At 67.6% G+C, this 20,473-nt stretch carries 19 protein-coding genes; 15 read left to right on the plus strand and 4 right to left on the minus strand.

Annotation, left to right across the window (positions count from 1 at the left end):
* The first annotated feature begins 55 nt into the window (after positions 1-55).
* From mltB to HH110_RS02520, 3 genes are all read left to right on the plus strand, one after another.
* Complete coding sequence (mltB, locus tag HH110_RS02510; protein ID WP_176988170.1) at positions 56-1,201, plus strand: lytic murein transglycosylase B; 1,146 nt, start codon at positions 56-58, stop codon at positions 1,199-1,201.
* The gene (locus HH110_RS02515) at positions 1,198-2,538 is read left to right on the plus strand and encodes a septal ring lytic transglycosylase RlpA family protein (protein WP_176988171.1); all 1,341 of its coding nucleotides are present in this window, start codon (positions 1,198-1,200) and stop codon (positions 2,536-2,538) included. Before mltB ends, HH110_RS02515 begins: the two co-directional genes overlap by 4 nt.
* 106 nt (positions 2,539-2,644) lie before the next feature.
* Complete coding sequence (locus tag HH110_RS02520; protein WP_176988172.1) at positions 2,645-3,862, plus strand: D-alanyl-D-alanine carboxypeptidase family protein; 1,218 nt, start codon at positions 2,645-2,647, stop codon at positions 3,860-3,862.
* Between the two features lie 110 nt (positions 3,863-3,972).
* On the opposite strand, the gene HH110_RS02525 is transcribed toward HH110_RS02520, so the two are convergent.
* A complete protein-coding gene (locus HH110_RS02525) occupies positions 3,973-5,037 on the minus strand; it encodes a lipid A deacylase LpxR family protein (RefSeq protein WP_176988173.1) in 1,065 nt (354 codons plus the stop codon).
* Between the two features lie 193 nt (positions 5,038-5,230).
* On the opposite strand from HH110_RS02525, the gene HH110_RS02530 reads away from it, so the two are divergent.
* The 7 genes from HH110_RS02530 (at position 5,231) to gnd (ending at position 12,620) form a co-directional block, all read left to right on the plus strand.
* Positions 5,231-5,509: a DUF493 family protein gene (locus HH110_RS02530; RefSeq protein ID WP_121041243.1), complete on the plus strand. Its 279-nt coding sequence runs from the start codon at positions 5,231-5,233 to the stop codon at positions 5,507-5,509.
* On the plus strand, positions 5,497-6,204 hold the full coding sequence (gene lipB / locus HH110_RS02535) for a lipoyl(octanoyl) transferase LipB (RefSeq protein ID WP_176988174.1): 708 nt from the start codon (positions 5,497-5,499) through the stop codon (positions 6,202-6,204). The genes HH110_RS02530 and lipB overlap by 13 nt, the downstream gene beginning before the upstream one ends.
* Positions 6,205-6,222: 18 nt before the next feature.
* Positions 6,223-7,236, plus strand: a complete 1,014-nt coding sequence (gene lipA, locus HH110_RS02540; RefSeq protein ID WP_176988175.1) for a lipoyl synthase — start codon at positions 6,223-6,225, stop codon at positions 7,234-7,236.
* Between the two features lie 237 nt (positions 7,237-7,473).
* On the plus strand, positions 7,474-9,651 hold the full coding sequence (locus tag HH110_RS02545) for a carboxy terminal-processing peptidase (protein ID WP_176988176.1): 2,178 nt from the start codon (positions 7,474-7,476) through the stop codon (positions 9,649-9,651).
* Between the two features lie 130 nt (positions 9,652-9,781).
* Complete coding sequence (locus tag HH110_RS02550) at positions 9,782-10,408, plus strand: DUF2242 domain-containing protein (protein WP_176988177.1); 627 nt, start codon at positions 9,782-9,784, stop codon at positions 10,406-10,408.
* A 22-nt stretch (positions 10,409-10,430) separates the two neighbouring features.
* Positions 10,431-11,714 carry a hypothetical protein gene (locus tag HH110_RS02555; RefSeq protein ID WP_176988178.1) on the plus strand — a complete coding sequence of 428 codons (1,284 nt, stop codon included), beginning with the start codon at positions 10,431-10,433 and terminating at the stop codon, positions 11,712-11,714.
* A gap of 3 nt (positions 11,715-11,717) precedes the next feature.
* On the plus strand, positions 11,718-12,620 hold the full coding sequence (gene gnd / locus HH110_RS02560; RefSeq protein WP_176988179.1) for a phosphogluconate dehydrogenase (NAD(+)-dependent, decarboxylating): 903 nt from the start codon (positions 11,718-11,720) through the stop codon (positions 12,618-12,620).
* An 84-nt stretch (positions 12,621-12,704) separates the two neighbouring features.
* Here gnd and HH110_RS02565 read toward each other — a convergent pair whose 3' ends face one another.
* Entirely contained in the window at positions 12,705-13,745 is a 1,041-nt protein-coding gene (locus HH110_RS02565; RefSeq protein WP_176988180.1) for an oxidoreductase, read from the minus strand.
* A 170-nt stretch (positions 13,746-13,915) separates the two neighbouring features.
* On the opposite strand from HH110_RS02565, the gene HH110_RS02570 reads away from it, so the two are divergent.
* The 4 genes from HH110_RS02570 to HH110_RS02585 all read left to right on the plus strand — a co-directional run bounded on the left by HH110_RS02570 (position 13,916) and on the right by HH110_RS02585 (position 18,315).
* Complete coding sequence (locus HH110_RS02570) at positions 13,916-14,293, plus strand: BON domain-containing protein (RefSeq protein ID WP_176988181.1); 378 nt, start codon at positions 13,916-13,918, stop codon at positions 14,291-14,293.
* 245 nt (positions 14,294-14,538) lie between these two features.
* Positions 14,539-16,359 carry an ATP-binding protein gene (locus tag HH110_RS02575; RefSeq protein WP_176988182.1) on the plus strand — a complete coding sequence of 607 codons (1,821 nt, stop codon included), beginning with the start codon at positions 14,539-14,541 and terminating at the stop codon, positions 16,357-16,359.
* Positions 16,356-16,796 carry a response regulator gene (locus HH110_RS02580; RefSeq protein ID WP_176988183.1) on the plus strand — a complete coding sequence of 147 codons (441 nt, stop codon included), beginning with the start codon at positions 16,356-16,358 and terminating at the stop codon, positions 16,794-16,796. Before HH110_RS02575 ends, HH110_RS02580 begins: the two co-directional genes overlap by 4 nt.
* 4 nt (positions 16,797-16,800) lie before the next feature.
* The gene (locus HH110_RS02585; RefSeq protein ID WP_176988184.1) at positions 16,801-18,315 is read left to right on the plus strand and encodes an ATP-binding protein; all 1,515 of its coding nucleotides are present in this window, start codon (positions 16,801-16,803) and stop codon (positions 18,313-18,315) included.
* Here the strand turns inward: HH110_RS02585 and HH110_RS02590 are convergent, their stop codons facing one another.
* The gene (locus tag HH110_RS02590) at positions 18,316-19,050 is read right to left on the minus strand and encodes a 20S proteasome subunit A/B (RefSeq protein ID WP_152152276.1); all 735 of its coding nucleotides are present in this window, start codon (positions 19,048-19,050) and stop codon (positions 18,316-18,318) included.
* A gap of 84 nt (positions 19,051-19,134) precedes the next feature.
* Between HH110_RS02590 and folK the strand changes: the two genes are divergently transcribed.
* Positions 19,135-19,626, plus strand: coding sequence for a 2-amino-4-hydroxy-6-hydroxymethyldihydropteridine diphosphokinase (gene folK, locus HH110_RS02595; protein ID WP_176988185.1), 492 nt, complete (start codon positions 19,135-19,137; stop codon positions 19,624-19,626).
* A gap of 72 nt (positions 19,627-19,698) precedes the next feature.
* On the opposite strand, the gene HH110_RS02600 is transcribed toward folK, so the two are convergent.
* The gene (locus tag HH110_RS02600) at positions 19,699-20,436 is read right to left on the minus strand and encodes a pteridine reductase (protein ID WP_176988186.1); all 738 of its coding nucleotides are present in this window, start codon (positions 20,434-20,436) and stop codon (positions 19,699-19,701) included.
* Positions 20,437-20,473: the final 37 nt, after the last annotated feature.

Genomic DNA, 20,473 nt, shown 5'->3' on the forward strand with positions numbered 1-20,473 from the left:
TGAGATTCATGGTGTTAGGGGTTTTAATTCATCCATGACCTGCTAACCTGCCGCGATGATTCGACGCTCCCTGGCCTGCATGCTCACGCTCGGTTTGGTCGCTTGTGCGACCCAGCCGCAGACTCCTTCACCGTCGCCGCAGGCCTCGGGGGTTCCCGTCACTCCCGCTGCGGGGAACAAAGGGCCGGCCGAAGCCGCCCCCGAGGCAGCGGGTGCCAACGCGGCCCCGGTCGATCTGACCCCGGTCCCGTTCGAGGTGGCGCGCGCCAACTTCGTGCGCGATACCGCGTCCCGCTACGGCATTCCCGCCGCGCACATCGAGGCGACCCTGGCCCAGGCGCAGATCCGCGACCCGATCATCGCGGCGATGTCGCGCCCGGCCGAGCGGGTCAAACCGTGGAACGAATACCGGCCGATGTTCATCAGCCAGGCGCGGATCGAAGGCGGCAGGAAGTTCCTCGCCCAGCATCGCGATGAGCTGATGCGCGTGCAGCAGCGCACCGGGGTTCCGGCCGAGGTGATCGTGGCGATCATCGGCGTGGAAACCAGTTACGGCGGCAACACCGGCAATTACCGCGTCCTGGATGCGCTGTACACGCTGGCCTTCAAATACCCGCGCAGTGGCGATCCGGCCAAGCTCGAACGCGAAGTGCGCCGCGAGCTGTTCTTCCGCGACGAACTGGCGCGCCTGTTCGCGCTGACCCGCGATGAGAAGCTCGACATCACCGCGATCAAGGGCAGCTACGCCGGCGCGATGGGCATGGGCCAGTTCATGCCCTCCAGCTATCTCGATTACGCGGTGGACGGCAACGGCGATGGCCGTCGCGATCTGTTCAACAGCTATGACGACGTCTTCTCCTCGATCGCCAACTACTTCGTCAAGAAGGGCGGTTGGGTCCGCGGTGGCCCGGTCGCCGTGCCGGCCACGCTGCAGGCGGGTCGCGAGGCGTTCAATCCGACCGAATGGGCGCCGACCTGGAGTCTGTCCGAGCTGGCCCAGCGCGGTTACCAGCCCAGCGTTCCGGTCGCGGCCGGCCTGACCGCCACCCCGATCACGCTGGAAGGCAGCACCGGCAAGCAGTACTGGCTGGGCTTCCAGAACTACTACGCCATTACCCGCTACAACCTCTCGAAAATGTATGCGATGGCCGTGTACCAGTTGTCCCAGGCCATCGCCGGACAGGAGTTGCCGCCGGCATGAACACGATCGCACGCTCCAGATGGCTGATCCCGGGTCTGTTGATACTGGCACTGGCCGCCTGCAGCAGTGCGCCGAAGAAACCCGGGGGCGGCACCGCTTCCGGCAGCAGCAAGCCGTCCGGCGCGGTGGTGCAGGGCAAAGGCGGGCGTCCGGCGCATTGTCCTGATGGCTCGCCGTACAAAGCCGCGTCTGAAGACCCGAGCACGCGCGGCGACTATCGCGCCGGCGGGCTGTACAAGCCGGGCGTGAATGACAGCACCCCCACCTACATCCCGAACGTGGCCTGCATCCCCGAGCCGGAGGTCGTGGATCTGCCGCGTTCGCCGGTCGGCAACAAATCGCCGTACGTGGTGCTGGGCAAGCAGTACCAGGTGATGGACAAGACCCGCGGCTATGCCGAGAAGGGCACGGCCTCGTATTACGGCGCGAAGTTCCATGGCCGGCTGACCTCCAACCGCGAGGTGTACGACATGTACGCCTTCACCGCCGCGCACAAGACGCTGCCACTGCCGAGCTTCGCCCGGGTCACCAACCTGGACAACGGCGAATCGGTGATCGTGCGGGTCAATGATCGTGGCCCGTTCCATGACGGCCGCGTGGTCGATCTCAGTTACGCGGCCGCCGTGCGCCTGGGCATCACCCAGCGCGGTACCGGCAACGTGGAAGTCCGCGCACTGGCCCCGGGCGACGACAACCTCATGGTCGACAAACCCAGCCGCCGCGAACGCCGCGAGGTCGCCGCCGCTGCGGCTGCCGCGACGACGGCCAGCGCCACCGCGGCACGCCGCGCCAGCGACATGGATGCCCTGGTCGGCAAGCTGCCGGCCGCCACGGCCACGGCCACGGGCACCGCGGCCAAACCGGCCGGCGAGCAGTACCGCTACCGCGTGGCCGACTCGGCCAAGCCGGGCAACGCCGACAACTTCGATCACTGGATGCGCGACAACGGGGTGCGCGTGGCCACCGGCAAGCCGGCCACCACCCAGGCCGCCAGCGTGAACAGCGCCCCGGTGGCGGTCGCCGCACTGCCTGCCGCCGCCGCCGCCGCGCGCCCGGCACCGGCACCGGCACCGGCTCCCAGCGCCAGCCTGTCCCAGCAGGTGCTCGGCAGCGTGCTGCTGCAGGTCGCCAGTTTCGCCAGCCGCGACAATGCCACCCGCGCGCTCGGCCAGCTGTCCTCGGCCGGCATCGCCGGGGCCAGCATCAGCGACATCGTCAGTGGCGGGCGCACCTTGTGGCGTCTGCGCGTTCCGGCCCCCGACCATGCCAGTGCCTCGGAACTTGCCGGCCGGATTGCCGGTCTGGGCTTCGGGGCGCCGCAGATCGTGAAGGACTGAGCCTTCCACTGCCCGCGGCACGCCAGCGCGTGCCGCCGCTCCTTGGCCCTACAATGGCCGTTATCCCTCATCCCCCCCTTGGCGCCCTCCAGGAGCTTGCTGTCCGATGAAATTCCGCTTTGCCGCCGCTGCCATGGCCACGACCCTGTTCGTGGGCATGGTCTCCGCCCAGACCCCCCTGCCGACCCCGGCACCGGCGCCTGCTCCCGCCGCCGCCGCTCCGGCCACCGTGGCCACGCCGCCGGCACCCGCGCCCAGCATCTCCAAGGCCTGGATCCTGATGGATTTCGCCACCGGGCAGGTCCTGGCCGGTGAAAACGTGCACGAACAGCTGGCCCCGGCCAGCATCACCAAGGTGATGACTTCGTACGTCGTCGCCGCCGAGGTCAAGAACGGCAAGGTCCGTACCGACGACCAGGTGATGATGAGCGAGCGCGCCTGGCGCGAGGGCGGTGCCGGCACCGACGGCAGCTACAGCGGCTTCCCGGTCAACCAGACCGCACGCCTGGAAGACATGGAAAAGGGCATGGCGATCCAGTCCGGCAACGATGCCGCGATCGCCCTGGCCGAGCACGTCGCCGGCAGCGAAGAAGCCTTCGCCTCGCTGATGAACAGCTACGCCGCCAAGATCGGCATGAAGGACTCGCACTTCGTCAACGCGCACGGTCTCAGCGCCCCGGGCCACCACACCACCGCCTACGACCTGGCCCTGCTGGGCCGCGCGATGGTGCGTGACTACCCGGAAACGTACGCCTACAACAAGGTGAAGGAATTCACCGTCGGCAACATCACCCAGCCGAACCGCAACCTGCTGCTGTGGCGCGACCAGAGCGTGGACGGCATCAAGACCGGCCATACCTCCGAAGCCGGCTACTGCCTGATGAGCTCGGCCCAGCGCGGCGACCAGCGCCTGGTCGCAGTGATCCTCGGGGGCGGTTCGGAAAAGCAGCGCGCCGATGACAGCCTGGCCCTGCTCAACTGGGGCTTCCGCTTCTTCGAAACCCACCGCATGTACGAGCCGGGCAAGGTCGTGGCCGAGCACAAGGTGTGGAAGGGCAAGACCGACAAGCTGCAGCTGGGCGTCGCCCAGCCGATGCTGGTCAGCGTCCCGCGCGGCCGCTACAACGATCTCAAGCCGAGCATCGATGTTCCCAAGACCCTCGAAGCCCCGTTCACCGCTGGCCAGCAGGTCGGCACGCTGAAGGTGATGCTGGACAACCAGGTCGTCGCCCAGGCGCCGCTGGTTGCCGTGGCCGCCGTCGAAGAAGCCGGCTTCTTCAAGCGCCTGTGGGACAGCTTCTGGATGTGGTGGGAATCGGAGTAATCCGGTTCGACCGCAGTAAAAAAAGACCGGCGAAAGCCGGTCTTTTTTTGCGCGTCCGTTCTGGCTGCCCGGTGGTGCCGGCCGCTGGCCGGCGTTCCGTACTGGCGGCGTTACAGCGACCGGCTGATCGTGAAGCTGCCGAACACCGGCGCCTCGCGCTGCCCATCGAACTCGCGCGTGCTGTGGTAGCGCGCCAGTGCGAACTTCCAGCGCCCGCGCATCACCGCCAGCCCGTAGCCGGCCTGGCCGACCACATGCCGCTTGTCGACACTGTGGCTGTTGCGGAACGTGTTGCCATCCAGCGTGATATCGCGGATCACCCACGCCGCATCGGTCGTCGCGAACAGATGCCACGACCACCCGCTCGGCTTGCCACCGCGCGTCGGCGCCGTGTTCTCACCGGCCGGGCGCAGGGGGGTGCTGCCGAAATCGTCCGGCAGCTTCCAGCCGAAGCGCACTTCGCCACCGGCATTGAGGTGTGTGGCCAGGTTGCCCACCGCGCCGCCGTAATGGCTGATCGCATCCCAGCCCCAGCCGCCCAGGTTCTCCGTGGCATCGGCCGGCCACCGGCGCATCCGCTCGTGGGTCAGCATGAACACCGGCTCGTTGTGCAGCTGGTTGTCCCAGCCCTGGAACTTCTCATCGCCCAGCAGCTCGTGCACCGCGTTCTGCACTTCTTCGCCCTGCGCCCAGGGCCCGACCACGCCCAACGCCAGCTGCGTCGTCTGCAGCCGGTCGCCGCGGCGCGCGTTGTACCCGAAGCTGCCGATCAGCACGCCCGCATACGGGCGGTCATCTTCGATCAGGTCCTTCCGGGTGAAATCGGTCGGGGTGAAAATCCCCTGGGCCAGGCTGAAGATCATGTTCTGTTGTTCGAACTCGCCCGGGTGCAGCCGCTCCAGGTGGCTGTTGACCCAGCGCGCCAGGCGCGGCAGGCACGGATCGTCGGTGTAGTCGACCAGATTCGGCGACACGAAGGTGATCTGGGCACCGTTGGTATAGCCCTGATCCTGGTCCTTGCCGCCGAACAGATCGTTGTCGACGCGGAAGTTGACCTGCGGCGGATGCTCGCGCATCGCATCGGGCCCGCATTGGGAGGCGGCCTGGGCGGCAGGCGCCGCCAGGGCGAGGACACCGGCAAGCGCGGCCGGCAGCGCGAAGGGCTTCAAGGACATGGGATACCAGACAGGGATTTATTCTTTCTTAAGCTGGTACAGCGTAGTCAGAGCGTGATCCTGTGAACAGCACTGCGCACGCACTGCTGCGTATCAGTGGCGATACAGGCGTTTTCACGTGCCGTTCGGTACCGCTGTGCGCACGATCAAGCAACGCTTGGGTTCGGGCGCGGGCATCCCCATAATCCCGGACATGGAGATCAAGTCTGACAACCCCGACCACGGCTTCCAGTTCCCCGGCCAGTTCGAACTCAGCGCCATGGGCGCGGCCGGCAACGACCTGGAACGCGAACTGCCGCGCCTGCTCGAGCTCGCCGGCCTGGAAGTACTGACCGAACGGGTCAGCTGGAAACACTCGTCCAACGGCAAGTACGTGTCCGTGCGACTGGTGTTCAAGGCCGACAATCGCGAACAGTACGACGCCGCCCACAACGCGCTGCGCGACCACCCGGAAGTGAAGTGGACGCTGTAGCCAGCTGCGCCACCGCCGCGGCCCCGGGCGACCGGGCGCCGCAACCGGCCCTCGTGCGTGACCTCGGCCGCCAGCCCTATGCCCCGGTCTGGCACGCCATGCAGCGTTTCACCGATGCCCGCACCGATGCCACCCGCGACGAACTGTGGGTGGTCGAGCACGACCCGGTGTTCACCCTGGGCCAGGCCGGCAAGGACGAGCACGTGCTCGCCCCCGGCGATATTCCCGTTCTGCATGTCGACCGCGGCGGCCAGGTGACCTACCACGGCCCCGGCCAGCTGGTGATCTACCCGCTGCTGCAGCTGCGGCGGCTGGGCATCGGGGTGCGCGACTATGTCTGCCGGATCGAGCAGGCCATCATCGACACCCTGGACGAATGGAACATCGGCGCCGAGCGCCTCGACGGCGCCCCCGGCGTCTACGTGGGCGGGGCCAAGGTCGCCGCCCTCGGCATCCGTGTGCGCCGCGGCTGCACCTTCCACGGCCTGGCCTTCAATGTGTCCATGGACCTGGAACCGTTCCGCCGGATCAACCCCTGTGGCTATCAAGGGCTGCAGGTGACCTCGGTGGTAGACTTGGGGGGACCGTCCGGCATGGCGGCCGTCACGCCGGTGCTGCTGGGCCATCTGGCCCGCCAGTTCGGCCTGGCCCTCGAGCCGGCCGCTGAATTACCCGATTTGACTGACGCGGCGTGAACGCCGCCGACCAAGGCCATGACTGAAACCACCGCTCGCCTCATTCCCCTGCAGGTTGTGCAGGGCGACACGCCGTCCGCCGCCCCGTTGCAGACGGGCGTCAAACAGATCGGCGGTGACAAGATCGGCCGCTCGCCGGTGCAGTTCGCCGACGCGCCGGTGCTGCGCAAGCCGTCGTGGATCCGCGTGCGGATTCCGTCGGGCAACGCCGTGCAGAACCTCAAGGCCAAGCTGCGCGAGAACCGCCTGGTCACGGTCTGCGAGGAAGCCAGCTGCCCCAACATCCACGAGTGCTTCAGCCACGGCACCGCGACCTTCATGATCCTCGGCGAGGTCTGCACCCGCCGCTGCTCGTTCTGCGACGTCGCCCACGGCCGGCCCAAGCCGCCGGACGCCAATGAACCGGCCAGCCTGTCCCAGACCGTGGCCGACATGGGCCTGAAGTACGTCGTGGTGACCAGCGTGGACCGCGACGACCTGCGCGACGGCGGTGCCCAGCACTTCGCCGACTGCATCGGCGCCATCCGTGCCAAGTCGCCCAACACCAAGATCGAAGTGCTGACCCCGGACTTCCGTGGCAAGGGCCGCATGGAGCGCGCGCTGGAGATCCTGGCGACCAATCCGCCGGATGTGTTCAACCACAACATCGAAACCGTGCCGGACCTGTACCGCAACGTGCGCCCGGGCGCGGATTACCAGTGGTCGCTGACCCTGCTCAAGAAGTTCAAGGCCCAGCATCCGGAGATCGCCACCAAGTCCGGCATCATGCTCGGCCTGGGCGAGACCCTCGAGCAGGTCCAGGCCACGCTGCGCGACCTGCGCGAGCACGACGTGGACATGATCACGATCGGCCAGTACCTGCAGCCGACCGCCCACCACCACCCGGTGCTGCGTTATTGGACGCCCGAGGAATACAAGGCGCTGGAGGAGTACGGCAACGCGCTGGGCTTCAGCCACGTCGCCTCCGGTCCGATGGTGCGCTCGTCCTACCACGCCGACCGCCAGGCGGCCGACGCCGGCGTCGCCGGTTGATCCAACGGGCCCTTCGGGGCCCGTTCCGTCATTCCCCCTGTCTTCCCCCGGCCGCGGCCCTGAACCGCGGATGGCCGCAGGCCTGTGCCTGTCTGCCGATCCCGCCGGTATTCACAAATTTCTCCAACGGCCTCGGTAGGCTGAAGGCCCCGGTGACAAACGCGGCAACTTTCGGCACTGTCGTGGTGTCTGTAATGCACGCAGTCTCTCCCTTGGCAAGGTGCCACGAGCTAGTCCATGAAATTCAAAGCCCCCGCATTCCTGATGGCCCTGGCGCTCACCGCGCCGATGGCACTGGCCGCCTACGCCGATTCGCCCGCGCTGCCCTCGGCCGCCACGGCCGACCAGGTGACCACCTCCAAGCTGGTCTACGGACTGCTCTCGGACAGCCGATACGCCTACCGGCCGCGCGCACTCGATGCGGCGACCTCCAAGGACGTCTTCAAGCGCTACCTGGAGTCGCTCGACAGCAGCAAGCAGTTCTTCACCCAGGCCGACATCACCCGCTTCGCGCCGTTCGAGGCCAACATCGCCACCGCCATCCGTGGGGGTGAGCTGGAGCCGGCGTTCCAGGTGTTCGCGGTCTACAAGCAGCGCGTGGGCGAGCGCGTCGGCTATGCGCGCAAGCTGCTCAAGCAGGACTTCGATTTCAGCACCGACGAAAAGTTCGAGTACGACCGCAAGGACGTGCCGTGGGCCGCGAGCAGCGCCGAACTGGACGATCTGTGGCGCAAATCGGTCAAGAACGATTGGCTGCGCCTGAAGCTGGCCGGCAAGCAGCCGGCCGAGATCCGCAAGACGCTGGACAAGCGTTACGCCACGCTGGAAAAGTCGGTCAATGAGCTCAAGGGCGAGGACGTGTTCCAGTTCTTCCTCAACGCCTACACCAGCGCCGTCGACCCGCATACCGATTACTTCACCCCGCGCACCGCCGAGAACTTCAACCAGGCGATGTCGCTGTCGCTGGAAGGCATCGGCGCGCAGCTGCAGCGCCAGGACGACATGGTGGTGATCCGCGAGGTCATCGCCGGCGGCCCGGCCGCGGTCAATGGCACGCTCAAGCCCGGCGACCGCATCGTCGGCGTGGGCCAGGGCAAGTCCGGTCCGCTCGAAGACGTGATCGGCTGGCGCATCGATGACGTGGTGGCCAAGATCCGCGGCAAGAGCGATACCCAAGTCCGCCTGGAATTCATTCCGGCCGAGGAAGGCGTCGACGGCAAGCACCACACCCTGGTGCTGACCCGCCAGAAGGTGCGCCTGGCCGAACAGGCCGCCAAGGGCGAAACCCTGACCATCCCGGCCAAGGATGGGGAGCCGGCGCGCAAGGTCGGCGTGATCAAACTGCCGACGTTCTACCAGGACTTCGAAGGCCGCCGCCGCAATGCCGCGGACTACGCGTCGGCGACGCGCGACGTGGCCAAGCTGCTGGCCGGCTTCAAGGCCGACAAGCTCGACGGCGTGGTGCTGGACCTGCGCAACAACGGCGGTGGTTCGCTGGATGAAGCGATCGAACTGACCGGTCTGTTCATCGAACAGGGCCCGGTGGTCCAGGTGCGCGAGTCCGGTGGCCGCGTCACCGTCAACAGCGACCGCAGTGAAGTGGTGGCGTGGGACGGTCCGCTGGCCGTGCTGATCAACCGCGGCTCGGCCTCGGCGTCGGAGATCTTCGCCGGCGCCATCCAGGATTACGGCCGTGGCCTGGTGATCGGTGAGACCACCTTCGGCAAGGGCACCGTGCAGAACATCGTCGACCTCGACCGTTGGCCGAGTGGCGAGACCCAGCGCTTCGGCCAGGTCAAGCTGACCATCGCCCAGTTCTTCCGCGTCAGCGGCAGCAGCACCCAGCACAAGGGCGTGGTGCCCGATCTGGCCTTCCCGGCCAGCGTGGACGCCAGCGAGTACGGCGAAAGCACCTACGACAACGCCCTGCCGTGGACCCGCATCGCTGCCGTGCCGCACACCCAGTACGGCAATTTCGGTCCGCTGCTGCCCAAGCTGGAAAGCCGCCACGACACGCGCATCGCCGCCGACAAGGAGTTCCAGTGGTGGAACGAGGATGTCGAACAGTTCCGCGCCGAGAAGGCCAAGAAGTACATCTCGCTCAACGAGGCCGAGCGCCGCGCCGAGCGTGAGAAGCAGGACCGGCAGCGCACCGATCGCCAGGCCATCCGCAAGCAGCTGGGCCTGGATCTGGATCCGCTGGCCGATGACAGCAATGACGACGGCCTGACCGGCAACGAGCGCGACATCGTCAAGGATGCCGCCCGCGAGAAGGCTGCCGAGAAGCGCCCGGATCCGCTGCTGCGCGAGTCGGCCGCGATCCTGGCCGATGCGGTGAACCTGCTGGAGGCCGACCGTCCGCTGTCGGCGCAGGTCCTGCCGCAGTCGACCGGCGTCGGCCGCTGGGCGGACTGACCGCTTCGGCGGCCGCCAGCTGAACAGGTGACAACTCCACAGGCCGCCCTTCGGGGCGGCCTGTGCGTATCCACCTCCTGCCAACGCGCACAGGTCTATCCTTGGAGGCTGGATTTCCGCAGGAGCGGCCATGCGCTTTCGTCGTGTACGTTCGATCCCGCTGCTGGCGGTGTTCGCCGCGTTGACCGCCTGTGGCGGCCGCGCCGCCGACAGTACCCTGATCCGGGAGTCCTTCGACTCCGGCGATACCTATTCGCGCACCGTCCCCGGCCCGCCGGCCCAGGCCTGCGAAGCCGCCCGACGCACCCTGCTCAGCCAGGGCTATGCGATTGCCCGCGCCGGCGATGACGCGGTGGAGGGCAACAAGAACTTCCAGCCGAAGGATGAGGAGCACGAGCAGCTGGTGCTGCGGATTTCCTGTGCGCCGCGCGGCGACCAGGCGCTGGTCTTCGTCAGCGCCGTGCAGGACCGCTACGCGTTGAAGAAGAGCCCGACCTCGGCCAGCGTCGGCGTGGGTGCGCTGGGCTCGGTCTCGCTGCCGTTCGGCAGCAATGACGACTCGCTGGTGAAAGTGGCCAGCAGCACCGTGCAGGACGCCACCTTCTACCGCCGCTTCTTCGAGCGTCTGCAGCAGTACCTGCCGGCCGCCGCCGTGCCCGAGCCGACGCCGGCCGCCGCCCCGCCCGCGGCGCCCGCTGCAGCGGTGGAGACGCCGCCCACCACGGTGGTGAGCGATACCCCGGCATCGCTGCGCTGAGCGGGCAGGGGTGCGGCAGGCCATGGCAGCAGGATCGCAGCGCTGGCACCGCTGCGTGCTCGGCGCGCTGCTGGGACTGATCCCCGCGGCCAGCGCGTGGAGTGCGGCGTCCTGCGCGCAGAGCGTGCTGGAGGAGCTGGGCTGGCGGATCAGCGCCGCCGACATCGAGGCACCGATGCTGCAGGGCGGACCGGTCTGCGAGCGCGCCGACCTGCACCAGGCGCAGGCGGCCGGCGACCTGCGCGTGCAGCTGCCGCGTCAATGGTCGGAGGCGCAGCGGCAGGCCTGGCTGCCTACGTTGTTCGATGATCCGGCCACGGTCTGCGCCTACGCGTTCAAGCTCGGCGCCGCCACCCGCCGTGCCACCACCGCGCTGCAGGACAACGAGGGGTTCCGCTTCTCGGCGCTGCAGCTGGGCTGGATCGGCTTCGGTGCCGGTGGCGCCCAGGCCAAGGGTTGGGAGCGCTTCCGCAGCTTCGGCCGTGGCTATCAGCCGGCCGAGGCCAACAGCGCGGCACTGCAGACCTTCTACGACGGCCGCGTGCGCGCGGAGTGCGGGGTGGGCCGTCAGGTCGCGCAGCTGGCGACCCAGCGCGAGCTGTACGGCGATGCCGCGTTCGATCGCGCGTTCTCGGCTGAAGAGCTGTCCATCGGCACCTTCCTGACCCTGCACGAGACCGACAGCATCCTGCTCGGCCGGCATGCCGGCGAGTTCCTCGCCGATGGGAAGGCAACGAAGACCGCGCAACGCGGGCGGCAGGCGTTCGTGGGGACGCCCGGCTTCATCGAGCACGTGTTCGACCGCGCTTACCTGGACGACATCAACAACCAGGCCGAGAACTTCGTGGTGGTCGATGTCAGTGATGCGGCGGCGCGCGCGCTGCGCGAGCACGACGGCTTCGCGTACTACGACCGGATCAACCGGCGCATCTGGTCATTGGCCCAAAGCATGCCGGGCCCGGGCCCGCGCCGTTTCGAGCGCCTGCTGATCGAGCGTGATCCGATCTGGCGGCGCGAAGTGCCGGCCGCGCAGCAGCCGCTGCTGAAGGAACTGGACGCATTGCTGGACGATCCGTTCTACCAGGGGTTCCTGATTTACGTGCATCCACGCGGTATACGTCCTATCGGATATCACATCGCGCGCCTGCTCGACCGCAATCCGCGCACGCCGTTCGCGATCGAGCTGGGGCTGCACAATCTGCACACCACGTTGTACCGGCGCTGGATCGACGCACAGCTGCAGCAGTGCGCGGCCGCGCCGGTCTCTCCCGTTACACAACCGTATTCGCAAGCTGAGCAAAGGTGAGTCATGGATATTGCAATGATTGGACTGGGCCGCATGGGCGCCAACATGGCCGAGCGCCTGCACCGCGGCGGTCATCGCGTGATCGGGGTCGATCCCGGTGAGGCCGCACGCACCGCGGCGGCCGCGCGTGGTTTCGAGGTCAGCGCCTCGATCGCCGATACGCTTGCCGCGCTGCCGGTGCCGCGCGTGGTGTGGTTGATGGTGCCGGCCGGCGTCGTCGACCAGACGCTGGCCTCGCTCTCGCCGCATCTGTCCGAAGGCGACGTGGTGATCGACGGCGGCAACTCGTACTACAAGGATTCCATGCGCCGCAGCGAACAACTGCAGGGCGAAGACGTGACCTATATCGACTGCGGCACCAGCGGCGGCGTGTGGGGCCTGCAGGAGGGCTACAGCCTGATGATCGGCGGTGACAAGGCCGCGGTCGAACGGATCGGCGCGATCTTCCGCACGCTGGCACCGGGTGAAGACCGCGGCTGGGCGCATGTCGGCCCGAGCGGGGCAGGGCACTTCTGCAAGATGGTCCACAACGGCATCGAGTACGGGATGATGCAGGCCTACGCGGAAGGCTTCGCGCTGATGCAGCGCAAGACCGAGTTCAACCTCGATCTGGCGCAGGTCGCCAAGGCCTGGCAGCACGGCAGCGTAGTGCGTTCGTGGCTGCTCGATCTCAGTGCCGATGCGCTGGGCCGCAACCCGCAGCTGGACGGCATCGCGCCCCATGTCGATGACTCCGGCGAAGGCCGCTGGACCGTCGCCGAAGCGATCGACCTGGACGTGTCGGCTCCGGTGATCACCCTGTCCCTGCTTGAGCGGCTGCGCTCGCGCGAGAAGAACTCCTTCAGCGATCGCCTGCTGGCGGCGATGCGCAACGAGTTCGGCGGCCACGCGATCAAGTCGACCTGAGCCGACCGATGCGGGCCGACGGAACGTGATCGTCCGGCCCGCATCCACGCAGGGCGTGGATCTACGTGGACTGGCGTGGCCGACTCACAGGGTCACCCGCCGCCCGCTGCGTGCACTCTCTGCGCCCGCTTCCAGCAGGCGCATCAGCTGCAGTGCCTGCGCGGTGCTGACCGGCGCTTCGCCCGTACCCAGCATCGCATCGCGGAAGGCCGCGTAGAACGCGCGGTAATCGCCGGGCACGTTGTCCACGGTGCTGCGCTGGGTGTGTCCGTCCGCATCGGCCCGCACCAGGTGGCCATGCTGCGGGTCCAGCCCCCAGCCCGGCGCGCCCGGTGCAACACCGCGGCGCAGTTGATCTTCCTGCACGTCCAGCCCGTCCTTGAGGTAGCTGCCGGCATCGCCATGCACGATGAAGCGTGGGCTGGAGGCGGCGACCAGCGAACCGGCATGCAGGATCGCGCGGTGGCGCGGGTAGTGCAGCACCGCGTGGAAGTAGTCGTTGCCGAGCGCGTGCTCGCGCTGCGCCATGAGGTCCACGCTGATCGCGCCGGGCCAGCCGAACAGCTGCAGCATCTGGTCGAGCAGATGGGGACCGAGATCCATCCACAGGCCGCTGCCGGGGGCATCGCTCTCGCGCCAGCGGTCACGCACCTGCGGGCGGAACCGGTCGAAGTGGGAATGGCATTCGGCGACGCGGCCGACGCGGCCTTCGGCGAGCACCTGCTTCAGGGTGAGGAAGTCGGCATCATGGCGACGGTTCTGGAAGACGGTGACGACACGGTCCGCCTCCCGTGCGGCCTGCACCACTGCCTCGGCTTCGGCCACCGAGAGCGCGAACGGCTTGTCCACCAGCACGTGTTTGCCCGCGGCCAGCGCGGCGCGCGCCAGCGGTGCGTGCGCATCGTTGGGCGTGGCGATGACGACGGCGTCGACCGCGGGATCATCGAACAGCTGCTGCGGGTCGTCGCACAGGCGCACATCGGTGAAGCTGCGCAGCAACCGATCACGCTGCGAACTGACGATGCTGTGCAGGGCCAGCCCCGGCGTGTGCAGGATCAATGGCGCATGGAACACGCTGCCCGCCAGGCCGTAGCCGATCAGTCCCACCTGAAGTACGGCGGCCATGGTGCACTCCAACATAACGGGGCAGGACAGCGTAACGGCTGCGCGCGCGAGGCGGAAATCTGAACGGTTCGGCAGCAAGCTGAGTGGTTCACGGCAACGTTATGTGGTGCCCACGTCCCGTCCACGGCCCTGCACGGACACTGGCCCCACATCCGCAAAGGAATTCGAACATGACCAACACGACCCGTAATCTGCTTGCTGCTTCGCTGGCCCTGGGCATGGTGCTGGGCACCTCGTCCGCGATGGCCAAGGATCCGCCGAAGAGCACCGATCATGCCGCGATGACCCATGCCGATACGCACGATTCGGCCGAGCCGGTCACCGACAGCTGGATCACCACCAAGGTCAAGGCCGACCTGCTGACCAGCAAGAACGTCCCGGGTACCGAAGTGAAGGTGGAGACCGTCAATGGCGTGGTCACCCTCACCGGCACCGTGGCCAGCCAGGCCGAGCATGACAAGGCCGTCCGCGTGACCCAGCAGATCAAGGGCGTCAAGCGTGTCGACGCCGCTGGCCTGAAGGTCGCCGCAGCCGCTGCCAAGCGCTGAGTTCGGCCGTAATGTTGAACAGGGCGCGCCTTCGGGCGCGCTTTTTTTGTGGGGCAGTCCCCCCTCCGCCTGGCAAGCGTCGCGCGCCCTCCGAGCCTCCGCGAGCGCGTTCAGACAGGTGATTGCCTGCGTATTCACAAAGGGGTGGAGTATATTCAGCGCTTCGCCATCGTCGGCGCGGTGCACGGCCCGGTCATTCCGGTGGCTGGGCATGGCCGGTCTTGGCATCGAGCTGAAGAGGGACTATGGCGCTGGTGTTCAGTGATCAAATCTGGGACCGCTGGCGTCTGCCGGCCCTGGCCCTGGCGGCGGTAGCCATCATCGTGGTGCCGTGGCTCACCCTGCGCAAACTGGCCAACGACAACATCGATGCGATGAACTGGGTCACCCACACCCAGGATGTCGGCGTGGCCGTCTATCAGCTGCAGGCCGACGTACGCGATGTTGAATCTGCTGCGTTGACGATGTCCAAGGGCATCGACGCGCCGGGCCTGCGCGAGCGATTGGCGCAGGCCGATGATATTCCCGGGCGGTTGGACCGGCTGGCCGAACTGACCCGCGACAATCCCGATCAGCTGATCCGGATCGGTCGCATCCAGTCGATGCTTGAACGCCGCATGGAACTGGCCAAGCAGCTGGCCCGTTCCGCGCCCGACGCCGATCAGCGGCAGCTGGTGGCTGACCTGACCACCCGCTATCCGATCCGCCGCCTGGTCGAGGAACTGCAGGCCACCGAAGAGCAGCTGCTCGCCAAGCGCTCGGAACTGTTCGCCGCGCAGCAGCGCCAGGGCGAGCTCGTCTCCTGGTCGGCACTGATCGTGCAGCTGCTGCTGCTTGGCCTGGTGCTGTGGCTGCTGCAGCGGCAGATCCGCCACCGTCTCAGTGCGGAACGTGCCTCGCTGCGTGCGGCCGAGCGTGCGGCCTCGGTGCTGCACACGGTGCGCGAACCGATCGTGCTGCTCGACCGCGCGCTGCGCGTGCAGATGCACAACCCGGCCTTCGGCGAGCTGTACGGCCTGGACGAAGAGGCCCCGGCCGAAGGGCTGCCGCTGGACAGCATCGGCGACGGTGCCTGGGCCGATGCGGTGGTCCGCCAGCGCCTGACCGACGTGCTGCTGCGCGGCCGCGAGCTGTGGGATTACGAGCACGAGCAGCGCACCGCCGATGACGTGGTGCGGATCATGCTGATCAACGCGCGGCGCATGCCACTGCCGGACAAGGACGATGAAGTGGTGCTGATGACCGTCAGCGATGTCACCGTCCAGCGCGCCGTGCAGCTGCGCGTGGAAGAACTGAACCGCCAGTTGGAAGGCAAGGTCGAGCAGGTCTCCGAGGTCAACCGCGAGCTGGAAGCGTTCAGTTATTCGGTATCGCATGATCTGCGCGCGCCGCTGCGCCACGTGGCCGGTTTCTCGGACAAGCTGACCCGCCACCTGGGCGAGGGCGCGGATGAAAAATCGCTGCACTACCTGGGCGTGATCTCCAATTCGGCCAAGCGCATGGCCGCCCTGATCGACGATCTGCTGGTCTATTCGCGCCTGGGCCGGGCGGCGATGCGCCTGCAGGCCGTGGACATGCAGTCGCTGGTCGCCGATACCCGCGCCATGCTCGATGCCAACCAGCAGAGCGAGTCGGAAAGCACCGGCGTGCCGCACCATGTCGACTGGAAGATCGCACCGCTGCCGATCATTGTTTCCGATGAAAACATGATGCGGCAGGTCTGGCTGAATCTGCTCGGCAATGCGATCAAGTATTCTTCCAACCGCGAGCCGGCCCGGATCGAGGTCGACTACAAACTCCAGCCTGACGGCAGCCATCTGTTCACCGTGCGCGACAACGGCGCCGGATTCGACATGGCCTACGCCGGCAAGCTGTTCGGGGTGTTCCAACGGCTGCACAAGGCCAGCGACTACCCGGGCACGGGCATCGGCCTGGCCAGCGTCCGCCGGGTGCTGACCCGCCACGGCGGCCGCATCTGGGCCGAGTCGGCGGTCGATCAGGGCGCCACGTTCCACTTCGTTCTTCCACCCGCGCTCGACGCAATCAACAAGGGCTCCGCCGCATGACCGCTCTCCGCACCATCCTCCTCGCCGAGGACAGCCCCGCCGATGCCGAGATGGCCATCGACGCCCTGAAGGAAGCCCGCCTGGCCAATCCGATCGTGCACGTCGAAGACGGCGTGGAAGCGATGGACTACCTGCTGCGCCGTGGCGCCTTCGCCAACCGCGAGGAAGGCCTGCCGGCGGTGCTGCTGCTGGACATCAAGATGCCGCGCATGGATGGCCTGGAAGTGCTCAAGGAAATCCGCAACACCGAAGAGCTCAAGCGGCTGCCGGTGGTGATCCTGTCTTCCTCGCGCGAAGAAAGCGACCTGGCGCGCAGCTGGGACATGGGCGTGAACGCCTACGTGGTCAAGCCGGTGGACGTGGACCAGTTCTTTGGTGCGGTGCAGACCCTGGGCAAGTTCTGGGGTCTGATCAACCAGGCACCGGAGGTCGAGTAAGCCCATGCCGCTCACCGGCCCTGCGTTGGGTGCCCTGCGGATCCTGCTGATCGAGGATTCGCCGGAAGACGCCGAACTGATGTGCGAGCAGATGCTCGATGCTGGCCTGGAGGCCAGTTTCGAGCGGGTCGAGAGCGCGCAGGAACTGCGCGAAGCGCTGGAGCGCGCCGCGCCGGACATCGTGCTGTCGGACCTGAGCATGCCCGGCTTCTCCGGCAATGAAGCGCTGCAGATCGTGCGCGCCGCCTTGCCGGACGTGCCCTTCATCTTCGTGTCCGGCACGATGGGTGAAGAAAACGCCGTGGCCGCCCTGCACCAGGGCGCCAACGACTACATCATCAAGCACCAGCCGGCGCGCCTGCCCTCGGCGGTGGCGCGCGCCGTGCGCGAAGCGCGCAGTGCGATCGACCGCCAGCGGGTGGAAGCCGAGCTGATGCGCGCGCAACGGCTGGAAAGCCTGTCGCTGCTGGCGGCCGGGCTGAGCCATGACCTGCGCAACATCCTGCAGCCGCTGCTGATCATGCCGGACCTGCTCAAGGCGCGCACCGACGACCCGCAGCTGCACCATCTGGCCGACATCATCGCCGAGTGCGGCCGCCGCGGCCACGAGATGGCCGAGTCGATGCTGTCCTTCGTGCGCGGTTCGCGCAAGCCGAGCGAGCACATCTGCCTGGCCCACCTGTTCGAAGGCGTGGAACTGCTCCTGCGCAGCAACCTGCCGGCCAAGGTCACCCTGCACCTGGAGGTGGCCGACGGGCTGGCGGTGGATGCCAATTACACCGAGCTGCAGCAGGTGCTGCTCAATCTGTCCTTGAATGCCATCCAGGCCATGCCCGAGGGTGGCCGGCTGACCCTGCGCGCTGCCGCGGCCGCCGATACCCATGGCGATGACTGGCTGTGCATCACCGTGTCCGACGAAGGCATCGGCATGGACGCGCAGACGCTGTCGAACCTGTTCAATCCGTTCTTCACCACCAAGGCGACCGGCACCGGGCTCGGCCTGATTTCCTGCAAGCGCATCATCGAAGGCGCGCACGGGACCATCCAGGTCGACAGCACCCCGGGCGTCGGGACGCGCTTCGATGTCCTGCTGCCGATGCAGGTGATCGCCGATGCGGCCGAGGCGGTCGATGGGCCGATCACCGCCGGTACGGGGCAGTCGATCCTGGTGGTCGATGGCGAGGCCACGCGGCTGTCGTTGCTGGGCAATGCGCTTTCCAGCCAGGGCTATCACCTGCAGCTGGCCTCCGATGGCGCCGCCGCGCTGCGCTGGATGCAGCAGGAGACCATGCCCGCGCTGGTGATCGCCGATGCGGGCTCCAAGCTGCTCTCGGCCAGCCACCTGCTCGGCGAAATGGCCTCGCTGGGCTATCGCGGCCCGGCGCTGGTGCTGGAAGAAGCCGACGTCACCGTGCCGCTGGCGGTCTTCCCACCGGGCATCAACGTGCACGTGCTGCGCAAACCACTGGAAATGCAGCAGGTGTTCCGTTCGGTCGCCGAGGCGCTGGAAACCGCCTGATCAGGCCTCCCACGGAAACCGGGGGAGGCTGGCCACGGCCTGTTCGAGCTTGAAAGACCAATTGCCGTGGATTTCCGCGTACAGCGGGCTGTCGCCGGCCAGGCGCATGCGCTGGGTGATGCGCAGGTCATCCTTGCGGATCAAGACCAGGTCGACCGGCAGCCCGACCGACAGATTGGAGCGGATGGTCGAGTCCAGCGACACGATGGCCGTGCGCGCAGCGTCTTCCAGCCGGGTCTGCGGGCGCAGGATCCGGTCCAGGATGGGCTTGCCGTACTTGGACTCGCCGATCTGCAGGAACGGGGTTTCCGGCGACGCCGCGATGGCATTGCCGAGCGGGTAGATCATGTACAGGCCGGGATGCTCGCCGCCGATCTGGCCGCCCAGGATCAGCGTGGCCTGGGTCACGATGCCATCCTGCCCGGCCTCATGCGTGCTGGATTTGACCTGGCTGTCGAGCAGCACGCGGCCCACGTACTCGGCCACTTCGAACAGATGGCGGTAAGCGCGAAGGTTCTCGGGCCGCTGCTCCTCCACGTCGCGCCGCAGCCGCGAGATCAGCAGCTGGGTGGTCGCCAAGTTGCCGGCGGCCATGATGACGAAGGCCGCTTCACCGGGAAACTCGAACTCGTGCAGCTTGCGGTGCACGCGCACGTCGTCCAGCGACGCGTTGGTACGGGTGTCGGCGGCGAAGACCAGGCCTTCGTCCACCTCGATGCCGACGCAATAGGTCATGTCGGTGTCCTATGATGTGCACCCCGATTCTATGCGCTGGCCCCGTTGCCCCCGTGTGGAGTCGCCCCACGTACGCTGAATACCATGATCACTGCGCTCCTGAGCCTGGGCAGCAACCTGCAGCCGCAACAGCATCTTCACGCCGCGGTGGAGGCCCTGCGCGCGCGCTTCGGCGCGATCGCGGTCTCGCCGGCCTACCGCACCGCCGCGGTGGGCTTTGATGGCCCGGATTTCCTCAACAACGCCGTGGCGATCCAGACCGATCTGCCGCTGCAGACGCTGGATGACTGGCTGCATGCGCTGGAGGATGCCCACGGCCGCGACCGCAGCGGCCCGCGCTTCAGCGACCGCACCCTGGACATCGACGTGGTGTTCTACGGCGATCTGATCGTGGAGGGCCCCGGCCACCTGCGCATCCCGCGCCCCGAGCTGAAGCACGCCTTCGTGCTCAAGCCGCTCGCCGACATCGCCCCGGACTTCCGCGATCCGGTCAGCGGTTTGACCCTGGATGCGCTGTGGCGCGCGCATCGGCAGTTCGGCGAGCCGTTCGACACGATGGACCTGCTGCCCGGCTGATCGATGCGGTAGGTACCGACCGTTGGTCGGTACGGGGCCTGCACACGACCCAGCGTGCGGTCCAACCGGCGTTTACGACAACGTCCGCCCACCATCCACGCGCAGGGTGTGCCCGGTGACGAACGCGGCATCGGTGGCCAGCCAGTACACCGCCTCGGCGATCTCCTCCACCGTGCCGGTGCGTGCCAGCGGCGTGCGTGCCAGCAGCGCCTGCTGCGCGAAGTCATCCTTGCCCTGTTCCGGCCACAGGATCGCCCCGGGCGCGACCGCATTGACCCGGACCTTGGGCGCCAGCTCGAGCGCCAGCGAGCGGGTGACCATCTCCAGCGCGGCCTTGGCCGCTGCGTACACCGGGTGGTCGCGCATCGGCTGGGTGCCGTGCAGGTCGGTCAGGTTGACGATGCTGCCCTGCTGGCGGCGCAGGTGCGGCGCCGCGGCCTGGGCCAGCAGCAGGGGCGCGCGTGCGTTGACCGCGAACAGGTCGTCCCACTGCGCGGCGGTGATCTGGCCGAGCAGGGTGGGGTAGAAGTTCGAGGCGTTGTTGACCAGGGTGTCCAGCCGGCCGAACTGGGCCACGGTCTGGTCGACCAAGTCGGGCAGGGCCTCGGCATCGCGCAGATCGGCCTGCAGGGCCAGCACGCTGCCCGGGCGCAGCATGTCCATGTCGAAGGCCATCTGCTGCAGCTCGGCGGTCGAGGTGTGGGCGTGCAGCACCACCGACCAGCCACAGGCGTGGAACTGGCGGGCGATGGCCGCGCCGATCCGGCGCGCACTGCCGGTGATCAGCGCCACGGGCGCGGTATCGGTCATCGGGGGTACTCCCTGCTCAGGCTATGCTGTGCATTGT

It is taken from the genome of Stenotrophomonas sp. SAM-B (genome assembly GCF_013387485.1).
GTDB lineage: Bacteria > Pseudomonadota > Gammaproteobacteria > Xanthomonadales > Xanthomonadaceae > Stenotrophomonas > Stenotrophomonas maltophilia_AA.